The organism is Pontibacter sp. BAB1700 (assembly GCF_000277005.1).
Lineage (GTDB): Bacteria > Bacteroidota > Bacteroidia > Cytophagales > Hymenobacteraceae > Pontibacter > Pontibacter lucknowensis.
In genome coordinates this window covers 1-19,671 of record NZ_AKIS01000133.1, presented here as the reverse complement: position 1 = coordinate 19,671, position 19,671 = coordinate 1, and the positions used below count along the sequence as shown (strand labels likewise).

At 49.5% G+C, this 19,671-nt stretch carries 18 protein-coding genes and 1 pseudogene; 11 read left to right on the top strand and 8 right to left on the bottom strand.

Features of this window, described 5'->3' with window-relative positions; genetic code table 11:
• Positions 1-204: 204 nt before the first annotated feature.
• Positions 205-492: a hypothetical protein gene (locus O71_RS15645; protein WP_007658596.1), complete on the bottom strand. Its 288-nt coding sequence runs from the start codon at positions 490-492 to the stop codon at positions 205-207.
• Positions 493-602: 110 nt separating this feature from the next.
• Here O71_RS15645 and O71_RS15640 point away from each other — a divergent pair, with 110 nt between their 5' ends.
• From O71_RS15640 to O71_RS27425, 5 genes are all read left to right on the top strand, one after another.
• Positions 603-2,858 carry an RND family transporter gene (locus O71_RS15640; protein WP_007658593.1) on the top strand — a complete coding sequence of 752 codons (2,256 nt, stop codon included), beginning with the start codon at positions 603-605 and terminating at the stop codon, positions 2,856-2,858.
• 60 nt (positions 2,859-2,918) lie between these two features.
• A complete protein-coding gene (locus O71_RS15635; protein ID WP_007658592.1) occupies positions 2,919-3,503 on the top strand; it encodes a hypothetical protein in 585 nt (194 codons plus the stop codon).
• Positions 3,504-3,665: 162 nt separating this feature from the next.
• Entirely contained in the window at positions 3,666-5,603 is a 1,938-nt protein-coding gene (locus O71_RS15630) for an AAA domain-containing protein (RefSeq protein ID WP_007658590.1), read from the top strand.
• A gap of 122 nt (positions 5,604-5,725) precedes the next feature.
• Positions 5,726-6,091, top strand: coding sequence for a peptidylprolyl isomerase (locus tag O71_RS15625; protein WP_369750965.1), 366 nt, complete (start codon positions 5,726-5,728; stop codon positions 6,089-6,091).
• Positions 6,092-6,108: 17 nt separating this feature from the next.
• Positions 6,109-6,240 carry a hypothetical protein gene (locus tag O71_RS27425; RefSeq protein WP_369750964.1) on the top strand — a complete coding sequence of 44 codons (132 nt, stop codon included), beginning with the start codon at positions 6,109-6,111 and terminating at the stop codon, positions 6,238-6,240.
• A 74-nt stretch (positions 6,241-6,314) separates the two neighbouring features.
• On the opposite strand, the gene O71_RS15620 is transcribed toward O71_RS27425, so the two are convergent.
• The gene (locus O71_RS15620; protein WP_007658581.1) at positions 6,315-6,902 is read right to left on the bottom strand and encodes an ACP phosphodiesterase; all 588 of its coding nucleotides are present in this window, start codon (positions 6,900-6,902) and stop codon (positions 6,315-6,317) included.
• Between the two features lie 131 nt (positions 6,903-7,033).
• Here O71_RS15620 and O71_RS15615 point away from each other — a divergent pair, with 131 nt between their 5' ends.
• Entirely contained in the window at positions 7,034-7,528 is a 495-nt protein-coding gene (locus tag O71_RS15615; RefSeq protein ID WP_007658579.1) for a pyridoxamine 5'-phosphate oxidase family protein, read from the top strand.
• A gap of 112 nt (positions 7,529-7,640) precedes the next feature.
• A complete protein-coding gene (locus O71_RS15610; RefSeq protein ID WP_007658578.1) occupies positions 7,641-8,381 on the top strand; it encodes a DUF3291 domain-containing protein in 741 nt (246 codons plus the stop codon).
• 2 nt (positions 8,382-8,383) lie between these two features.
• Here the strand turns inward: O71_RS15610 and O71_RS15605 are convergent, their stop codons facing one another.
• On the bottom strand, positions 8,384-9,079 hold the full coding sequence (locus tag O71_RS15605) for a DUF1003 domain-containing protein (protein ID WP_007658576.1): 696 nt from the start codon (positions 9,077-9,079) through the stop codon (positions 8,384-8,386).
• A gap of 111 nt (positions 9,080-9,190) precedes the next feature.
• Positions 9,191-9,844 (bottom strand): DsbA family protein, encoded by a 654-nt coding sequence (locus O71_RS15600; protein WP_051017789.1) that lies wholly within the window; start codon positions 9,842-9,844, stop codon positions 9,191-9,193.
• Between the two features lie 361 nt (positions 9,845-10,205).
• Here O71_RS15600 and leuS point away from each other — a divergent pair.
• The 3 genes and pseudogenes from leuS to O71_RS15585 all read left to right on the top strand — a co-directional run bounded on the left by leuS (position 10,206) and on the right by O71_RS15585 (position 15,602).
• Positions 10,206-12,976: pseudogene (leuS, locus tag O71_RS15595) on the top strand (leucine--tRNA ligase).
• A 123-nt stretch (positions 12,977-13,099) separates the two neighbouring features.
• Positions 13,100-13,948 carry a universal stress protein gene (locus O71_RS15590; RefSeq protein WP_007658571.1) on the top strand — a complete coding sequence of 283 codons (849 nt, stop codon included), beginning with the start codon at positions 13,100-13,102 and terminating at the stop codon, positions 13,946-13,948.
• Between the two features lie 4 nt (positions 13,949-13,952).
• Positions 13,953-15,602, top strand: coding sequence for a cation:proton antiporter (locus O71_RS15585; protein WP_007658569.1), 1,650 nt, complete (start codon positions 13,953-13,955; stop codon positions 15,600-15,602).
• A 43-nt stretch (positions 15,603-15,645) separates the two neighbouring features.
• Here O71_RS15585 and O71_RS15580 read toward each other — a convergent pair whose 3' ends face one another.
• The 4 genes from O71_RS15580 to ispG form a co-directional block, all read right to left on the bottom strand.
• Entirely contained in the window at positions 15,646-16,026 is a 381-nt protein-coding gene (locus tag O71_RS15580; RefSeq protein WP_007658567.1) for a MarR family winged helix-turn-helix transcriptional regulator, read from the bottom strand.
• 393 nt (positions 16,027-16,419) lie between these two features.
• A complete protein-coding gene (locus O71_RS15575) occupies positions 16,420-16,764 on the bottom strand; it encodes an MmcQ/YjbR family DNA-binding protein (protein WP_007658565.1) in 345 nt (114 codons plus the stop codon).
• A 10-nt stretch (positions 16,765-16,774) separates the two neighbouring features.
• Entirely contained in the window at positions 16,775-16,939 is a 165-nt protein-coding gene (locus O71_RS24350) for a DUF6728 family protein (RefSeq protein WP_007658564.1), read from the bottom strand.
• Positions 16,940-17,051: 112 nt separating this feature from the next.
• Entirely contained in the window at positions 17,052-19,025 is a 1,974-nt protein-coding gene (gene ispG / locus O71_RS15570) for a (E)-4-hydroxy-3-methylbut-2-enyl-diphosphate synthase (protein ID WP_007658562.1), read from the bottom strand.
• 276 nt (positions 19,026-19,301) lie between these two features.
• Here ispG and O71_RS15565 point away from each other — a divergent pair, with 276 nt between their 5' ends.
• The gene (locus O71_RS15565) at positions 19,302-19,664 is read left to right on the top strand and encodes a hypothetical protein (protein WP_237717870.1); all 363 of its coding nucleotides are present in this window, start codon (positions 19,302-19,304) and stop codon (positions 19,662-19,664) included.
• Positions 19,665-19,671: the final 7 nt, after the last annotated feature.

Below are 19,671 nucleotides of genomic sequence, written 5' to 3'. Positions count from 1 at the left end.
GGCCGCTACTGTATGTGCCTCTAGGCACAAGTGGCGGGACGCCACTAAATAACGCACACTCGCGGGACGCGAGCGAGGGCAATAAGTGTTGGATTCTCTTAGGAACAGATCGTGAAATATCTGTATCATGCCCGATCTATACCTAAACTAAAAAAGTGACTCACTGAATCATCAGCAAGTCCCCTTTTAGAATATCCAACGAGCCTAGCGCTGTTCCTTGGTTTCCTTAGCTGCCTCAGCTTTCGGTGCGTCTTTCTTAGAGCAGCACGACATTGGCGCTGCGGCAGTGGCCTTACCCTCTTTTGCATCAGCCGATGCGGCTGTAGTCATATGACAAGCCTCCGCTTTTTCACCTTTCTTGGCTTTCTTTGTTTTGCCGTTTTTGTCCGAATGCTCCATCTTGCACTTGCCGCCTTCACAGGCGAGGGCTGGGGTGGCTACGCCGGCACCTACAAATCCTGCCAGTGCGAGCGCCAGAACTAATCTTTTCATATCTCTTGCTTTATCGATTGTTTAAACAGAAATCAACCCTTTGTTGTTGAGTGAGTAAATATACACGTTCTACCTAATCACCAAAATGATCATCATCATTTTTTAATCCTTTGAGCCACAAAACCAGCAGTTTACTAGTTCTTACCGTCATCGCCATCCTGACGGTACTCAGCGTCTTCTACGCTTCCCGTTTGCGTTTCGATTACAACTTCGACAATTTCTTCCCGAAGGGCGACCCGGATCTGGCTTACTATTTCAGCTACCGCGACAAGTTCGGCAACGACAACGATTATTTGCTAATTGGCCTCGATAATAGTGGAAGCTTGTTCGATCAGCAATTCCTGCAAAAAGTCGATACCCTGACCCGCTTTATGCAGCGACAGCCGCATGTGGAATCCGTGCTCTCTCCTACTACCTTCAAAAGTCCGATCATCGAACAGTTCGGCTATTTTGAGATTCCCTACCTGCATCCCGACGAACCCGAGCGCTATACTCAAGACTCTTTGCTGATTTACCAGAGCCGGGAACTGGTGGGCACGCTTTTTTCAGAGGACGCCACGGCCGTTTCCCTTTTCATCCAAACCAGCGACAATCTGGCCAAGGAACCCGGCGATTCGCTGATAACCGCCATGTATGGGGAAATAGAGCGATTGGGTTTGCAGGAGCATCATCTGGCCGGAAAGGTATTGGCGCAGTCGGTCTTCATTGAGAAGATGAAAATCGAGTTGGCCATTTTCATGTCAGCCTCCATCCTCCTGGTCATCCTGTTTCTATGGATCGCATTCCGATCGGTTTGGGGTGTGTTGGTGCCATTGGTAGTGGTACTTCTTTCTGTGCTCTGGAGCCTCGGGGTGATGGGAATATTCAACAAACCGATCGATGTAATGACGGTGCTGTTGCCGACCATCATGTTTGTGGTAGGTATGTCCGACGTGATTCACATCATGTCACGCTACATCACCGAAATTGGTCAGGGCGTTACCAAAATACAGGCGCTGCGGGTCACGATCAAAGAAGTAGGTATGGCCACCCTCCTGACCTCGCTCACCACCTCCGTTGGCTTCCTGACCTTGCTGACCACTTCCATCGTGCCCATTCGTGAGTTTGGCGTTTACACTGCAGTAGGTATAGCCCTGGCCTTTGTGCTGGCCTTTACAATGCTGCCGGCTATTCTTCTCCTCAACAAAAAGCCCAATCCACGTCGGGCGCGGCGCATCGACCTGTCCTGGCCCATGCTTTTGCGGCGTGTCTATACCTTTGTACTACGCCGGCCCTACCCGATTCTCTACGCCAGCATGGGCATTGTGCTGGTTTCCCTGATCGGTATCAGCATGATTAAGGTCGACACTACTTTGCTGGAAGACTTGGGCGATGACGATCCGATCATCAAGGATTTCCAGTACTTTGAAGAGAAATTCTCTGGCGTGCGCCCTTTTGAGCTGCACCTGATCGCTGGTCCCGACAAAAGCATGTACGACCTGGAAGTGTTGCAGGAAGTCGATCAACTGGAAACATACCTCTACCAGACCTACGGCCTTAACTTTATTACTTCGCCTGCCACCGTTGTGCGTGCCATCCATCGCGCACAGAATGGCGGCCTGCCGGATTACTATACCTTGCCCGCCAATGAACGGGAGATGCAACAGGTACAACAGCGACTGACGGCATTCAGTAAACGAAGCGAACTGCGGGCAGTCGTGACAACTGACCAGCAGGAAGGCCGGTTGGCTGGCAAAATGACCGACGTAGGCAGTGTGAGGGCCGCTGAGTTGAATGATTCATTGGAGGCGTTTATTGACCAGCACATCAACCCGGAGCTACTTCAGACCCGCATTACGGGCAGTGCCGTCATGCTCGACAAAAACAATGATTACGTAGTGAGTAACATGCTACAAGGCTTGCTGATCGCCTTTTTGGTGGTGGCGCTGCTGGTGGGCCTGATTTTCCGCTCACTCCGCATGGTAGTAATCTCGCTTGTTCCGAATATCATTCCTCTGCTGATGATCGGGGGCATCATGGGCTTTTTGGGCATCAACATGACCGTATCGGTTTCGATCATCTTCACCATCGCTTTCGGCATTGCCGTGGACGACACGATCCACTTCCTCGGCAAACTCAAAGTAGAACTGCGCAAAGGCAAGTCGCTGCCCTACGCCATCAAAACAACCATTATCTCGGCAGGCAAGGCGATCATCATCACCTCCTGCATTCTGGTGGCCGGTTTCCTGACACTGGTGCTGTCTTCCTTCGACGCGACCTTTTACGTGGGGGTATTCGTGAGTCTCACGCTGGTGTTTGCCGTGGTGGCCGACCTCTTGCTTTTGCCGGTGCTGATCCTCTATTTTTACAGACCAAATGGAAAATAATTTGTGCCGAATCCAATAAGGATGGCCATATTTGCGTGATAGAGTAAAGCATTCCTTTTTATGATGATGAAGAAACTACTGGCTATTTGTATTTGCTGCCTTTGGTTTGTGGGCGCGCAGGCACAGGAACAAGCTCCACCGCAAGAAGACAAACTCAGCCGCCTGATGGGCGAGCGTGAACAGCTGATTCTGGAGTACCAGTACTACAGTCAACAGAACAGCAACTTCTGGGGCAAGCAATCAAAGAAAGACCTCCTCAATATAATAGATACGCTTAAAGAGATCATCCGTAAGGACTCGGAACTGATCGCGGCCGTGAAGGAAGCCAGCGTGCGCAAGATCGCCGAGAGCACCGTGGAGAGCCAGCGAGCCGGTAAAATGATCCAACAGGACGAGCGCCTGATCAACAACCAGATCACCGACCTCAAAGGGCAGATCAGCACCCTTGAGAGTCAGGCCAAAAAGCGCGAACGTGCCATTTTGGACCTGAAAGAGCAACTGAAAGCTACCGACGAGGTGCGCTACGGCAAAGACCGCGTGATCGCCGTATTGGGTGGTGCTGCTTTCATTATGTTCCTTTATGCGGTATTCCTGCAGATCAGGCTCAGCACCAGGAAGACGCCTAAAAAACGGAAGAAGGCATAAGGCCGTATAGCTGCCACAGGTATAAGAAACAGCCTGTAGCAGCGGAATTATTTAGCATGCGCTTTTTGTTATAAACTGATGCCCTCACAGGTACACACAAATAAGACAAAAGCTACGGAAAAGGCTGGCGCTTCGTACCCAGCCTTTCTTTTTTAGATAAGAATGATCGATATTTTTGAAGAACTACGGCAGGTAAAGGACTTGCTGAAAATAGAACAGGAAGAAGACCGGCAGCAATACAAGCTGAAGGCATTGAAGAGCACGATCACGGAGCGCAAGGAAATGGGCCTTTGCTGGTATCCGGTGGTCATTTCAAAAGAAGAGATCGGTTTCGGCAACAAAGTAGTGATCGAATTGGAGCGTACCTCCGACCGTGATCAGCTGCACCTTTTCCAGCCCGGCAAAACAGCCTCACTTTTCATCAACAACGGCGATAAATCCAGCCTGAGCGGCGTGGTGCTGGGTGTCAAGCGCAATAAAGTGATCCTGGCGACCAACAAAGAGGATCTGCCTGACTGGGTGGGAACAGGGCGTATGGGCATTGAACTGACCTTCGATGAAATCAGCTACCGCGAAATGGAGATCGCCCTGAAAAAGGTGCAGGAAGCCAATGGGACGCGTCTGGCCGAGCTCCGTGACATCATGCTGGGTGTTAAGCCCGCCACCTTTACCGACGAGAAACTGGAGGAGATTCAGGTGCTGAACGAGTCACAGAACGAGGCTGTGCAGAAAATTGCGCAGGCCAGGGATGTGGCGATTATCCACGGACCTCCGGGTACCGGCAAAACCACCACACTGGTGCAGGCCATCCTCCATACCTTGAAATCGCAGAAGCGCCTGCTCGTGACGGCTCCTTCCAATACGGCCGTTGACTTGCTCACTGAGAAACTTGCCAATGAAGGCGTGAACGTGATCCGCATCGGTAATCCGTCGCGTGTGTCGGATGTACTCTTGGAGCATACTTTGGATGCACAGGTGATGGCGCACCGTGCCTACAAAGACCTCAAGAATCTGCGCAAGACGGCCGAGGAGTACAAGCGCATGGCCTACCAGTTCAAGCGCAAGTTTGGCCATCAGGAGCGGGCGCAACGCCAGCTGTACAAATCCGAAAGTCACCGCCTTCTCGACGAGGCAGATAATGTGGAGCATTATATCACCGATGACTTGCTGGACAATGTGCAGGTGATCACCTGTACATTGGTGGGTGCCGCCAACAAAGCCATACGTCACCTGACCTACGACACGGTGTTCATTGATGAAGCGGCGCAGGCTCTTGAGCCTGCTTGCTGGATCCCCATCAGCCGCACGAATCGTGTCGTGCTGGCCGGTGACCACTGCCAGCTGCCTCCTACTATCAAGTCGCTGGTAGCGGACAAAGGCGGTTTGAGCGTGACGCTGTTTGAAAAGTGTATTAATCGTCAACCGGAGGTGTCGGTAATGCTGAAAACACAGTACCGCATGCACCACCACATCATGCAGTTCTCGAACCAGCAATTTTATGGTGGGGAACTGGTGGCGCACGAGAGCGTGCACAGTGCCGAGCTGCACGGGTATAGCACCATCTTTGCGCCTGACATGGCTGTGGAGTTTATCGATACGGCAGGTTGCGGGTATAACGAGGCAGAGATGCCTGAGACGCAAAGCTCTGCCAACCCTGAAGAGGGAGACCTATTGATCAACCATCTGTCGAACCTCCTGAAGGACTACGACGAGGAAGAAGTAGCGCCGCTGAAGATCGGGGTGATTGCGCCTTATCGCGCCCAAATCAATTACCTGCAAGATAAAGTGGAGCACACACCACGTTTGCACGAGCTGCACCAGAAGCGTCAGTTGAGCATCGGTACCGTGGACAGTTTTCAGGGGCAGGAGCGCGATATTATCTGCATGAGCCTGGTGCGCAGCAACGAACGCGGTGAGATAGGCTTTTTGGCGGACGAAAGACGCATGAACGTGGCCATGACCCGCGCCCGCCGTAAACTGATCATCGTTGGTGACAGCTCTACGCTTTCGACCAATCCTTTTTTTGCAGAATTGATCGCTTATGTGGAGAGTATAGGTGCCTATAAAAGCGCTTGGGAGCTAACTGAGAGCATGCCTTAGCGTAGGTATAAGTTTAGATTTTATTTTTTCATCATCAGAGGGTTATTCAAATATTACCGGGTCGGCTATGCTTCTCCGGTTAATCTTTCTACCTTTCTGATACCAAACCAAAACACACAATTATGAAAATTGAGAAAAACAGAGTGGTGACGCTCTCTTACGAGCTTCGTATCCAGAACGAAAACGGTGAGCAAACCCTCGTTGAAACTGCCAATACAGAAAATCCAATGGTGTTCATATACGGCATGAGCGGCCTGCCAGATCAGTTCGAAGAGAACCTTGACGGCAAGAGCGCTGGTGACGACTTTGACTTTAAACTAGACTCAAATGCCGGTTACGGTGAGTTTGATCAGAATGCGGTGGTAGAACTGCCGATGAGCGTGTTTGAAGTGGAAGGTGGTATACCTGAAAACATGCTGGAAGTTGGCAACTTCATCCCGATGGCGGACAGCGAGGGCAATCAGCTGCAGGGCCGTGTGCTGAACTGAAAGCCAATGTAGTGGTAATGGACTTCAACCACCCGCTGGCTGGCAAAGAGCTGTTCTTTAAAGGGAAGGTTGAGAAAGTGCGTGAGGCTACGTCTGAAGAACTCGACCACGGTCACGTGCATGGCGAAGGCGGTGTGCATCACCACTAAGAACCAATCACAATTTACAGAAAAGGAGTCGCAGGTATAGCGGCTCCTTTTTTTGTCTATTCTCAGGCTATACCTTACTTCAATTCCGGCAGTACTTCCTCTACATAAGCGATCAGCTCCGGGAAGAATAGTGAGAAATCCTCCCTATACAGGGTATAGTTCTTCAGCAATTCCTCTCCTGCCCTCTCCATACCTGACTCGAACGAAGTCCGTCGACTCAGGCCACCCAAAGCCTGTGCTATACCTGACACCTCGGCATAAGACAGAAGCCAGTTCTGCCGCATCATGTATGGGAAAAAATACTGGACACGCTCAGGCAGATTAGACAGGTGCTGGTTGATCAAGGTATAGATGCGGGTGGTATACGGCTCCAAAGGTTCATTGGAGAATTCATCAAAACGACTGGCCAAAAAGTGGTCGAAGTACAGGTCTGCCACCACCGGAGCGTATTTGCGAAAGTGTGGCCGCAGACGGGCTTTGGTCTCGCTAACAATCGGATGGGTATCGGTATAGGTATCGATCAGGCGGTGCAATTTGATGCCGCGGGCTATACCGGCCGGGTATAGCTCCAGTTGTTTTCCCTTCACAGCATCGGCAATAAAATTGCCCAGCAAAAGCGCTTCGTCGTCGCCTGAGAGGAAAATATGGGCAAGGTAGTTCAAGGGCTCGGGGGTTTGTTCGGTTGCAATATAAACATCTTATACTTGCATCGGTTGTAAAGGTATAGCCAAAACGGGCATAAACACTTTAGCGCATTAGCCCGTACCACTTAAACACATACAACCTAAAAACTATGAACAACGACAGAACTGAAAAACTGCAGACACTGATAGACAAAATAAAGGACGTCGACACTGCCATGATGTCGACGATGGACGAGGACGGCAGTATCCGTAGTCGCCCGATGCGTAACCAGCAAATCAAGGACGATGGGGCTATCTGGTTCTTCACAGGTTACGAGTCAGGTAAGTCACACGAGATCAAGAACGACTCACACGTGAACCTGAGCTATGCCAAGCCATCGGATAATCTGTATGTGTCGGTTTCAGGCAAAGCCACACTCACCAAAGACAAGGCAAAGATCGACGAGCTTTGGACCCCAGCCATGAAAGCTTGGTTCCCGGAGGGTAAAGACGATCCGAATATTGGCCTGATCAAAGTAACCATCGACAAAGCGGAGTATTGGGACTCACCTAACAGTGCTGTGGTGCACCTCATTGGTATGGCGAAAGCAGCTATTACGGGGGAGCGTTATAAGACGGGCGACCATGACAAAATGAACCTGTAGGTATAGCTCAAAAAATTTCCTGAGACACCTGCCAAACATTTCCGTTCGGCAGGTGTTTTTGGTTTATTCGTTTTGTAAATTGCATTTATACTTACCATTAATACCGAATCCCTTGCGACAAATTAGCACCAAGTCTGATCGACTAACCACCCTGACGCTTTTCGGTTTTCGGAAAGGCCATATCCGTTGGGGTTTGGCTCAAATGGGCACCAAAGGCACCGAACTTAATCAAATACCCGGTCTATTGTTTCACAAATTACTGGGCAGCGGCCATGGAAAGGGTTTTAGCATCAAACCGAACTTCAGAAGGTATGGCTTGATGTGTACCTGGGAGAGCGAAGAAGCAGCCGATGAGTTTCTGGAGCGCTCTGAATTGATGCTGGAGTACCGCTTGCACGCATCTGAGATCTGGACGGTAAAACTTCTACCTACACAGGCGCATGGCCTATGGGACGGCGTGCAGCCCTTTACGCCACAACTGTCCGAAAAGCAACATGATGGGCCTGTAGCGGTACTCACCCGAGCCTCGATCAATTGGCGGGCACTGCCACAATTCTGGCGTTTTACCCCTAAAGTGAGCAAGGCGCTCGAAGATGCCAAGGGGCTCATCTGCTCCATTGGACTAGGCGAGTTGCCCCTAATCCGGCAAGCTACTTTCAGTGTTTGGGAGTCGATGGAAGCCATGAAAACCTATGCCTACAAAGGGGATCTGCACAAAGAAGTCATCAAGCGCACAAGATCTGAGAAGTGGTATAGCGAAGAGCTCTTCGCCCGGTTTATACCTGTCGGGAGTCATGGATTGTGGAATGGGGTTGATCCTTTGGCAAAGGTGGTCAGCAATACGCTAACTTAATTTTACTTTCTGGAGCGATTGAGGATGTCCTCCATCAGATCGACCTGGATCTGTTGAATTTCCAGCAGGCGCTGGTTCTGGTGCACAATCAGGTGATCGATTTTTTCATGCAACAGGCGTATCTCCAACTCAGCCTTTAGATTGACTTTGTAATCGTACTCGGAGCGCTGCCGGTCTTTCGCCTCTTTTCGGTTCTGCGACATCATGATGATTGGTGCCTGTATCGCTGCCAGGCAAGACAAGATCAGGTTGAGCAAAATGAAAGGATATGGATCAAAGGGACGTGTAGCCAGCAGATAAACGTTCACCATCATCCAGAGCAAAATGAATCCGAAGAAAGCTATGATGAACGTCCAGCTGCCACCGAAAGAAGCTATTCTGTCCGCCATACGGTTCCCAATAGGTAGATTCTCCAGTATTTCCTCCTCAATGTTAGTAGATAGCAGCTCGTTCTCCTGAATACTTTCCAGTACTTCTTTTTCAAGCTCCGAGATCTCTCCTAACTCTTTTTCCAGTAATTGTTCCAGATACAGTTTGCGGTACTTATTCAGATTCCCCACCGCCACATAAGCTTCATCAGTAAAATCGGGATAGTCGGCTTGGATCAGCTTAAAGATAGGCCGCCGGATAGAAGCTCCCAGTACCAGTTGGTTTAGAGGGAGTTGCCTTTTGGTGAGATGGCAGACAGCGGTTTTCAAGTCCTGCGAATTATGTGGAGACAGACTTAGTTTTGTACGTAAATTGCCTGATAGGTATAAAAAAAAACGGACCGACATTTAGTGCCGGTCCGTTACGATGATATTTTATCGCTATTTAGGTTGAGCCCCTTTTAGTGCCTCTTCGAGCTTGGCATTTAAAGCATCGTACAGGCGATAGCCTCGACTCAAGAGACTCAAATTGTGCCCGACGAGCAGGTATAAACTTGGAAAAGCGTTGGCTTGCAGATGTCGGGCGATCTGGAAATCCTGTAGTGTCTTCTCTTTCATTTCATCGGAGTGAAATTTTTCCAGAAAAGTATCTTCCGCTATACCTAGTCCTAAAGCGATCTCGGCCAGTACCTCCGCCTTGGTCACATCATTGTTGCGGGCATAAAAAGCGCGTTGCACTTCTTCGGCCATTTCCAGCTCCTTCTCAGGTTGCAGGTAGCGCATGGTCACCACAGCGCGACAAGCTGGCTCCGTATCGTACACAAAGCTGTCACGCTCAAAAAAGCCAAAGTCAAAAGCCTGTTCCGTCGCTTTCTCTACTTCCTGCCAATGCTGTTTCACCGCGGCTTTCATCTCGTCACCCATCGGCTCGGTTGTACCTGGGCGCAAGCCACCCAGCACCAGCTTGAAATTGAGTTTGCCTTCCTGTTCTTTTTTGAGCTGGTGCAGCACCGGCGCAAATCCATAGCACCAGGAGCACATCGGATCCATCACGTAGATCAGGTGCGGCACATCCAGCAGGTCGTATTTTTCCATGTCATTCTGTTTTACTTCAAAGTGCAAAGGTAGGTATTGATTGTTAATTGTCGATTGCTGATTGTTGTTTTGGTATACCATTAATAGAGAAGTATCGAAACATCAGCAAAAAATCTAAAATGCAAAGAGCTATACCTATGCTACAAATCTAACAGCTCAATTTGTCATTTCGCTCAGAGAGAAAGCTGGGAAATTCCGAGGATAGAACAAATTCAGATCTCTCCATTCTGTCAAGATGACAACTGAGAAAACCTAATGTTTGAACTATAATCACTCAACAATCAGCAATCAACAATTTAACAATTCAACCATTTAAAGTATCTTAGCAGCTTGTTTAGATCAAGCGAATTCACGATAAACTATGTCAGAGTATAATTTCAATCAGATTGAGAAGAAGTGGCAGCGTTACTGGGAACAAAACCAGACTTTTAAGGCCACTGATAACACCGATAAGCCGAAGTACTATGTGCTGGATATGTTCCCTTACCCTTCCGGGGCGGGTCTGCATGTGGGTCACCCGCTCGGTTACATCGCCTCTGACATCGTGAGCCGCTACAAGCGTTCCAAAGGTTTCAACGTGTTGCACCCTATGGGTTTTGACTCTTTTGGTCTACCAGCCGAGCAGTACGCGATCCAGACCGGTCAGCATCCGGCCATTACAACGGAGCAAAACATTGCGCGATACATCGAGCAGCTCAAAAACATTGGCTTCTCTTACGAATGGGAGCGCGAAGTACGTACCTCCGACCCAAACTACTACAAGTGGACGCAGTGGATCTTCATGCAGTTGTTCAACAGCTACTATGATTATGCTTCTGACAAAGCCGAGTCTATCGATAAGCTGATTACTGCCTTTGAAGCAAACGGCAATGCCAACATCAATGCCGCTTGCGACGAAGACACCCCTGCCTTCACAGCCGAGGAATGGAAAGCTATGAACGAGCAGGACAAGGCGGAGATGTTACTCAGGTATAGACTGACTTACGTAGCTGATGCCGTCGTGAACTGGTGCCCAGCCTTGGGTACGGTACTGGCCAATGACGAAGTAGTTGGTGGTGTATCGGAGCGTGGCGGTTACCCGGTAGAGCGAAAAAAAATGCGTCAATGGATGATGCGCATCACCGCTTATGCGGAGCGCTTGTTGCAAGGCCTCGATACTATTGACTGGCCGGAACCGGTGAAGGAAATGCAGCGCAACTGGATCGGAAAGTCCGTAGGTGCCGAGCTGGACTTTGCTATCGAAGGCGGCGCTTCCGAGAAGATCAAGGTATTCACGACCCGTATCGATACCATTTATGGTGCCACCTTTGTGGTGCTGGCGCCTGAGCACGAACTGGTAAATGAGATCACAACGGATGCCCAGCGCACAGAGGTAGAGGCCTATGTGAACGTGGCTAAAAACCGTTCGGAGCGTGAGCGTATGACCGACGTAAAGACCGTGAGCGGTGTGTTTACCGGAGCCTACGCCATCAACCCGATCTCCGAAGAGCGCGTGCCGATCTGGATCGCTGATTACGTGCTGGCTGGTTATGGTACCGGCGCGTGATGGCCGTTCCGGGACACGACTCCCGCGACTACGCTTTTGCCAAGCACTTCAACCTGACCATAAAAGAAGTGGTAGCCGGTGGTAACCTGGAAGAAGAAGCCTATGCCGGTAAAGAAGGAAAGATCATCAATTCTGGTTTCCTGAACGGGCTGGACGTGAAAGAGGCCATAAATGCAGGTATAGCCAAAGCCGAAGAACTTGGAGTAGGCAAAGGCCGCACACAGTACCGCATGCGCGACGCGGTGTTCAGCCGTCAGCGCTACTGGGGTGAGCCGGTACCGGTATACTTCAAAGACGGCATACCACGCTTGATGGATGAAAATGACCTGCCACTGGAACTGCCAAAGATCGACGCCTACCTGCCTACTGAGACAGGTGAGCCGCCACTTGGTCGCGCCGTGGACTGGAAATATCAGGATCAGTACGAATATGAACTGAGCACGATGCCGGGTTGGGCCGGCTCGAGCTGGTATTGGTACCGCTACATGGATCCGCAGAACGATCAGGCTTTCGCTGATAAAGCCAAGGTAGAGTACTGGCGCAACGTGGACCTTTACATGGGTGGTGCAGAGCACGCAACCGGTCACCTCCTCTACTCCCGCTTCTGGAACAAGTTCCTTTGCGATATGGGTCTGGTGGTAGAGCAGGAGCCTTTCAAAAAGCTGATCAACCAGGGGATGATTCAGGGCCGCTCAAACTTTGTGTACCGCGTGAAGGACAGCAACACCTATGTGTCGTACGGTCTACGCAAGGATTACGACATCACACCACTGCACGTGGATGTGAACATCGTCGAGAATGATGAGCTGGATCTGGAGGCCTTCAAAGCATGGCGACCGGAGAACGCCAATGCCGAGTTTATACTCGAAGACGGCAAATACATCTGCGGCGTCGAGATCGAAAAGATGTCGAAGTCGAAGTACAATGTTGTGAACCCGGATATTATTGTAGAGCGTAACGGAGCTGACACCCTGCGCATGTACGAGATGTTCCTGGGACCATTAGAGCAGTTCAAGCCTTGGAATACCAATGGCATGGACGGCGTAACGAAATTCCTGAAGCGCTTCTGGAAACTCTTCCACGACAATGAAGGCAACTTCACAGTGTCTGATGCTGAGCCAACTGCCGAGGAGCTTAAGTCGCTGCACAAGACGGTTAAGAAGGTAGAAGAGGACATTGAACGTTTCTCCTTCAATACTTCCGTTTCAACTTTCATGATCTGCGTGAACGAACTGACAGCCCTGAAGACAAACAAGCGTGCCATTTTGGAGCCACTGACAATTGCGCTGGCACCTTATGCACCACATATCGCCGAGGAGCTTTGGGAAAAGCTGGGCCACACCCAGAGCATCACTTTCGCCTCGTTCCCGGCCTGGGATGAAAAGTATCTGGTGGAAAATACATTTGAGTATCCAGTATCCGTGAACGGTAAGACGCGCGGCAAAATTGCCTTTGCCACTGACACACCACGCGAAGAAATGGAAAAGGCGGTGCTAACCGACGAAACCGTTGTCAAATTCATGGAAGGAAAAACACCAAAGAAAATTATTATCGTCCCTAACAAAATCATCAACGTGGTGGTATAAGGATTTCCATCTTACCACTAACTTTTCCAAAAGCCGCTCAGACCCCAAATCTGGCGGCTTTTGGTTTTCTATACTTAACTAAAAGCCCAATGTATACCGTATAGACTAGTAAACCTCTGTGCTATGCTGCGTATACTTGCACCCACCGATTTTTCGACCGATGGCTACAATGCTACGCTGGTTGCCATGCAGCTAGCCAGAGCTTTGACAGCTGAAGTAGTGTTTGTACACGCCATGGCAAAGCCGCCTGTTCCGGCAGCTTCTCCTGAATCACTCTTCCGGAGTGTTTACTCGGAAGAAATGCGGAAAACGCAAGTTAGACTCCTGGACGAGGCTCAGCATCTCTTAGATATTCTTGATCTGCGTCACGCTGAAGTCAGGTATAAGACTTTGGTCGTACCAACACCCTTTGCAGACGCTATGCTACAGGTAATTGCAAGCGAAAACATAGACCTCGTGGTCATGGGAAGTCGCGGCAGCAGTCAGTTAAAACAAATTCTGATCGGAAGCAACACGTTAGAATTGATGCGCTTGAGTCCTGTTCCACTGCTTGTTATACCTAGCTATGACGTGTTTGACGGGTTCGACAATATAACGATCCTGCTTGAGCAAATGAAATTGCCGGAGCGGGCAGGTATAGAGATGCTCGATAGCATTGCACAGACCTACAATGCCATGTTGCATTTTCTGATACTAACGAAAGATGGGCAACAGGTGCAGGATGTATCCGAACTCCAAGATCAACACTCCTCCTGGCAACATGTCTTAACCAGGCCACATACCACCAACTTACTGGCAGACTCTGAAGCGCCAACAGGTATGCGAGCCCACATGGCAGCCACCAATTCCAGTTTAGTCGTGCTGATGCCTGAAAAGCTAAGCATCTGGGAGGTCCTGTTCTCCAAAAACCTAAGTGAAGAACTAGCAGTCAGAGCCCATATGCCATTATTGATACTTCCCCATAAAGCCTAGCCCTATGCAGGACGTATTGAGCAATCCGTTTTTTGAGCTGTCAGTCATACTGGCCATTGCCGCTTTGCTGGGTGCCATCGGACTCATGCTCAGGCAACCACTCATTGTTATGTTTATTGCATTGGGTATACTGGTTGGCCCCTCCTTTCTTAACCTGGTGTCGTCATCGGACATGGTGCACCTGCTGGCAGAACTGGGCATTGCTTTACTCCTGTTTGTAGTTGGTCTCAAGCTGGATCTCTCCCTTATCCGCTCAACAGGTATGATCGCCCTGATGACGGGACTGGGGCAAGTCATTTTCACATCCGTATTTGGTTATCTGATAGGTATATCACTAGGCTATGATTCCATCACGGCACTCTACATTGCAATAGCGCTGACCTTTTCCAGCACCATCATTATTGTGAAGTTGCTTTCAGACAAGAAAGAAATCGACTCCCTGCACGGGCAGATCGCGATCGGCTTCCTGATTGTACAGGATATTGTGGTGGTGCTGCTAATGATCATGCTCTCAGCAATGAATGCGAAGACAGGAGCCCATCCTGTACTTGGTATTATGCAGGTGGTAATAACGGGCAGTGCAATTGTTGCAGTTATAGGTTTGCTGATGCGCTTCGTCATCCCCTCACTGGTTCATTATCTGGCAAGGTCCCAGGAATTGCTGGTGCTTTTCTCCATAGCTTGGGCAGTGATCGTAGCGTCCGCCTGCGACTACCTCAACTTTAGCCGGGAGGTTGGTGCGTTTCTGGCCGGTGTCTCCCTTGCCTCTACACCGTACCGCGAAATGATCAGTGGCCGCCTTGTCAGCCTGCGGGATTTTCTGCTCTTGTTCTTTTTTATCAATCTGGGAGCGCAATTAAACCTTGGTTTACTAGGCGAACAGATAGGGCCTTCCATTCTCTTCTCAGTTTTTGTGTTGGTTGGTAATCCGCTGATTGTTGTAGCTATCATGGGGATAATGGGCTACCGAAAGCGCACCAGTTTCCTGGCTGGTCTGACAGTCGCCCAGATCAGTGAGTTCTCTCTTATTTTTGCTGCACTCGGTCTGACCATGGGCCACATCCAGGAAAGCACCGTCGGTCTGATTACATTGGTCGGTCTGATCACGATCGGGCTCTCTACCTACATGATCATCTATTCGCACAGACTCTATGATGTGCTGGCGCCAGTTTTAAGCATATTTGAACGCAAAAGGCCCTACCGTGAAAGTGAAGCAGAGCAAAGCATGCCACAGCAGGTCGATGTGATTTTGTTTGGGTTGGGGCGCTATGGCGGTAACATAGCCCTAACGCTCTTAAAGGACAACATTCACCTGCTATGCATTGATTTTGATCCGCAACAAGTGCGTTACTGGCAAAAACAGGGGTTGACAGCACTTTACGGCGATGTGGAAGATCCGGAACTACCTGACAGGCTTCCCCTGGACACGGCAAAATATGTGATCAGCAGCCTATCAGATGTCAATGCCAATATAGCGCTCGTCAAACAGTTACGCTCTGGCGGCTATAAAGGCGTTATAGCTCTCACAGCACATCGCCAGCCAGACGCTGAACGACTTCATGCTTCGGAAGCTGACATTATACTGTCCCCATTTGTCGACGCAGCAGAAACGATTCCTGCACGCCTGCATATGGCTGAAAAAATAAAAGGATAGCCATCAGGCTATCCTTGTTGTCATGCTGCTCATGTCGATTCGATTACACAGCCTCGTTGAGCGTGAGTGCACCTGTAAGGCGTTCCTCCGCAGTGCTGATTGAATCACGAACTTTTTCGAGCAAACCAGCAAGCGTCGTGGCTTCCTCTTCTGTCAGGCCCTGTACCAGGTTGTCAAGCTTGTATAGTTCGTGGCTGATCTGATCCAACAGGTTGAAGCCTTTGTCAGAGATAACAATGTTAACTAGTCGTTTGTCTGCGACATTGCGCTCCACATCCACCAGACCTTTGGTTTTGAGTCTGCCGACGAGTCGGGATGTATCCGACATCTTGTCAAGCATGTGGTTGCGCAAAACAGAGGTTGAAACAGGTTTAGGATAGTGTTCACGTAATATCCGCAGGATATTGTACTGCTGCCCCGTCACTTCGAATTTTTAAAAAACTCTTCGTAGCTGTTCAGCATTAAACTGTTTGTTAGGAAAATGTTCAGGCTGGCTTTCTGCCATTTGTTTCTGTAAGCGAATATGCCTACACTGCGTTGAGATTGCATAGTGAGATAGGGTGAATAGTTGCGAAATTGTTCTTAATATACATATAATCTTTTATATGTGTTGCAATGTTCGCAGCAACTACTTTACTTCAAAATGTACACTTAAAATGTTTTGAGTGCGGTTTATGTCCAAACACTCAAAAACAGGCAGTGAAGTATATCTTATGTTACAATCCAATGCAGGTTTGTGCAGGATTGCTGAATTGACAGGCAAATACTGGGTTAAAAAAAATATTAAAGGCTAACGATTTTTTTTGGAATTTATTGCTCAGGAAGGCTTTTTCCCCCTCGGCAATTTCGATACGACCAAATTGTAAGACGTATCGATCAAAGATTGAAGTAGATCGGATGTTAAGCCTGCTTCCGGTAGCACAGTATTCCAGTGCTTTTTATTCATGTGGTATCCTGGTAAAACCTGCTCATACTGTTCACGCAGGATGATGGCCTTCTCAGGATCACATTTCATGGTTATGCCCTTCGCATAATCGGACAGACTACACAGCGCAAACATTTTGCCGCTTACCTTAAATACAAGCGTGTCTTCATCGAAAGGCATCTCCTCGGTAGCACCGGGCTTGGCCAGGCAGTAATCTCTGAAATCCTCGATGTTCAAAGCAGTAAGTTTACCAGTGCTTGATCACAAAATAAACCATAGCAGCCAAAAACATCAGAATTGAGATTTTGTTAATGGTGTGCATGGCCCGTAAATTAAAATTCGTCTTACGTTTCGGGTCTTTTTTACGGAAGAAGTAAGTGGCCACTTCCGTAAAATCAAATAATCCTTTCATTGTGCGGCTTCTGTATTTTATAAAATGGATGTGGCTACAGGTATAGCCACACCCGGCTAAGTATAACAACTACTGCAGCTGAATGATTGCGAGAAGAATTCAGTTTCTTTCTCTACTCCTCCAGCACGAGCGGTTCTATCCACTTCTCATCCTCGCGGATTAGCTCGATCAGTTCGTCCACTGCTCTGTCAGCGGGTACCGACTTCTTGACTACCGTCTGGCCTCGATACAGGGCGATCTTATCTTTACCCACGCCTACATAACCATAGTCAGCATCAGCCATTTCGCCGGGACCGTTCACGATACAGCCCATAATGCCAATCTTCACCCCCTTCAGGTGATCGGTGCGCTTGCGGATCATGGCGGTGGTCTCCTGCAGGTCGAACAGAGTGCGGCCACAGCTTGGGCAGCTGATATACTCGGTTTTGCTCATGCGGGTACGTGCGGCCTGTAGTATGCCAAAGCTCAGGTTGTTCAGCTTCTCGATGGTCTGCAGCAACTCAACCTTTTCCTGCTCAGGCAACAATTCAGTGCCCAGCATAATACCGTCCCCGAGACCGTCGATCAACAATCCGCCTACATCAGTCGAGGCATACAGTTGTACCTGATCCGGCGTAAGTTCACCATAAGAGCGCCTGACAATGGCAGGTGTGTTGATTCCGTTGTTCATGAGGCGGAAAAAGCACTTACGCAGTTCCGGCATAGCATGCTCGTTGGTGGTATGCAGCATCAACACAACAGTACTGTCTGTTTTTAGCCGATCTAGTAACTCAGTGGTTAACTCACTAATGGTAGCTTCCACAAAGTTCAGCTTCGGATGCATCTGCCCTGCCTCCAGGTATTGCTGCACAGTTAGCAAAGGATGTCGGTGCTCCTGCTCCTCTGCTAATTGCCAGGGCACATAATTAATGATTTCCTTCAAACCATTGGGCAGCATGAAGTTGATCGGGTGGTCACCTGTGTAGATGTAGTCCGCGCCCAGGTCATTCATGTTAAACTTGTCAAGCAGCATAGAATACAGGTGGCCTACGCTTTTCAGGTCTGCATACTGTATTTCGCGCAGTCGGCTCAAGTCCGCTACCACCCGTGGCACATTCTGTCCTCCTACATTCTCTACCTCTACAGTTTCGCGGCGGTGGTACTGGAACGGATCGATCGGGATGTTGCAAAGCGGCTTGATGGGCTGTGCTTTTTCTGCTCGGTGGGTATAGCGGTCAATAAGTGCTTTGGCCACTGGAGCCTCAGCTTCCGGCGCTTCTGTCAGGGATACACGCACCGTATCGCCCAGACCGTCTTCCAGCAGCGTGCCTATACCTACGGCCGATTTAATACGCCCATCCTCCGCCTCTCCGGCTTCTGTTACACCCAGGTGCAGCGGGTAAGGCTTCAGCCCCTCCTCTTCCAGTTTCTGCACCAGCAATCGATAGGCCTGCACCATCACCTGCGTGTTCGATGCCTTCATGGAGATAACGATGTTGTAGTACTGCTCGTCTTCACAGATGCGCAAGAACTCCAGCGCACTCTCCACCATACCCAGCGGGGTATCGCCGTAGCGGCTCAGGATACGGTCAGACAGGGAGCCGTGGTTCGTACCGATGCGCATGGCCGTGCCATGCTCTTTGCAGATGCGTACCAGCGGCACAAAGCGGTCGCGGATGCGGTCCAACTCAGCCTGATAGGTTTCATCGTTGTATTCAATGACCTCAAATTTCTTCTTATCAGCATAGTTACCCGGGTTGATTCGCACCTTCTCGACAATACGGGCGGCCACTTCAGCGGCATTGGGTGTGAAGTGAATATCGGCTACCAAAGGGGTATTATATCCGCGGCGGCGAAGTTCGTCTTTGATATTGCGCAGGTTTTCGGCTTCTTTGATACTTGGTGCCGTGATGCGGATGTATTCGCAGCCTGCTTCGATCATGCGGATGCACTGCTCCACAGAACCCAAGGTATCCATAGTGTCCACGGTAGTCATGGATTGCACCCGGATCGGGTGGTGGGCACCCATCGGCACATCACCAATATGCACCTCAATGGTTTCTCTGCGTTTATACTCCGTCAGGCTGGGGCAATAGATCTTGTTCATATATAAGTGGGCCTTCGCTAAAGCTACGTTCTCTTAACTTAATTCAAGCCTGCTTTGTTCAACAGGCATAAGACGTAAATTTAGCAGCAATATTTTAAAGAGAGCTAAGAGCGACAAGATTTGTAGCGCTATTTGAATGTGATGTGAAGCTTCAGACCTTTCTCAGGTATGGAACAAATAGAAATTATCTGTATCTTGAATACAAAACATCCGGATAAACGTTAAAGATATTGCCAGTACATGATATATTAGACCAGTTCGACAGAAATGATACACATGAGTGCCTATATACCTAAAAATGCGGACGAGAAGCTCCGCTCCCTCCTGCATTGGGGCAAATTGCGGCAGGAACAGTTAAGCGAGGCCTTCCTGATCACCAAGGATACAGTACTGGGCTTCCTGAAACGGCAGATAGAGCACGGTAACTGGCGCGGCGTGCTGGAGGTGCTCAAAGGTAAACCAATGACACAGGCTGGCAGGTATATGCTAGGCGAACTCCGCAGCAAAGTGGTCCGGAAACTGATTATGCGCATGGGACTGCGGCCTGTGATTGCCACAGCGCTGGTGATTGTGCTTTTACCGATTATCCTGGCCAAAGTAACGGGGGAAGTCATCGGCTGGATCAGAAACAGACGCTAACTAAAAA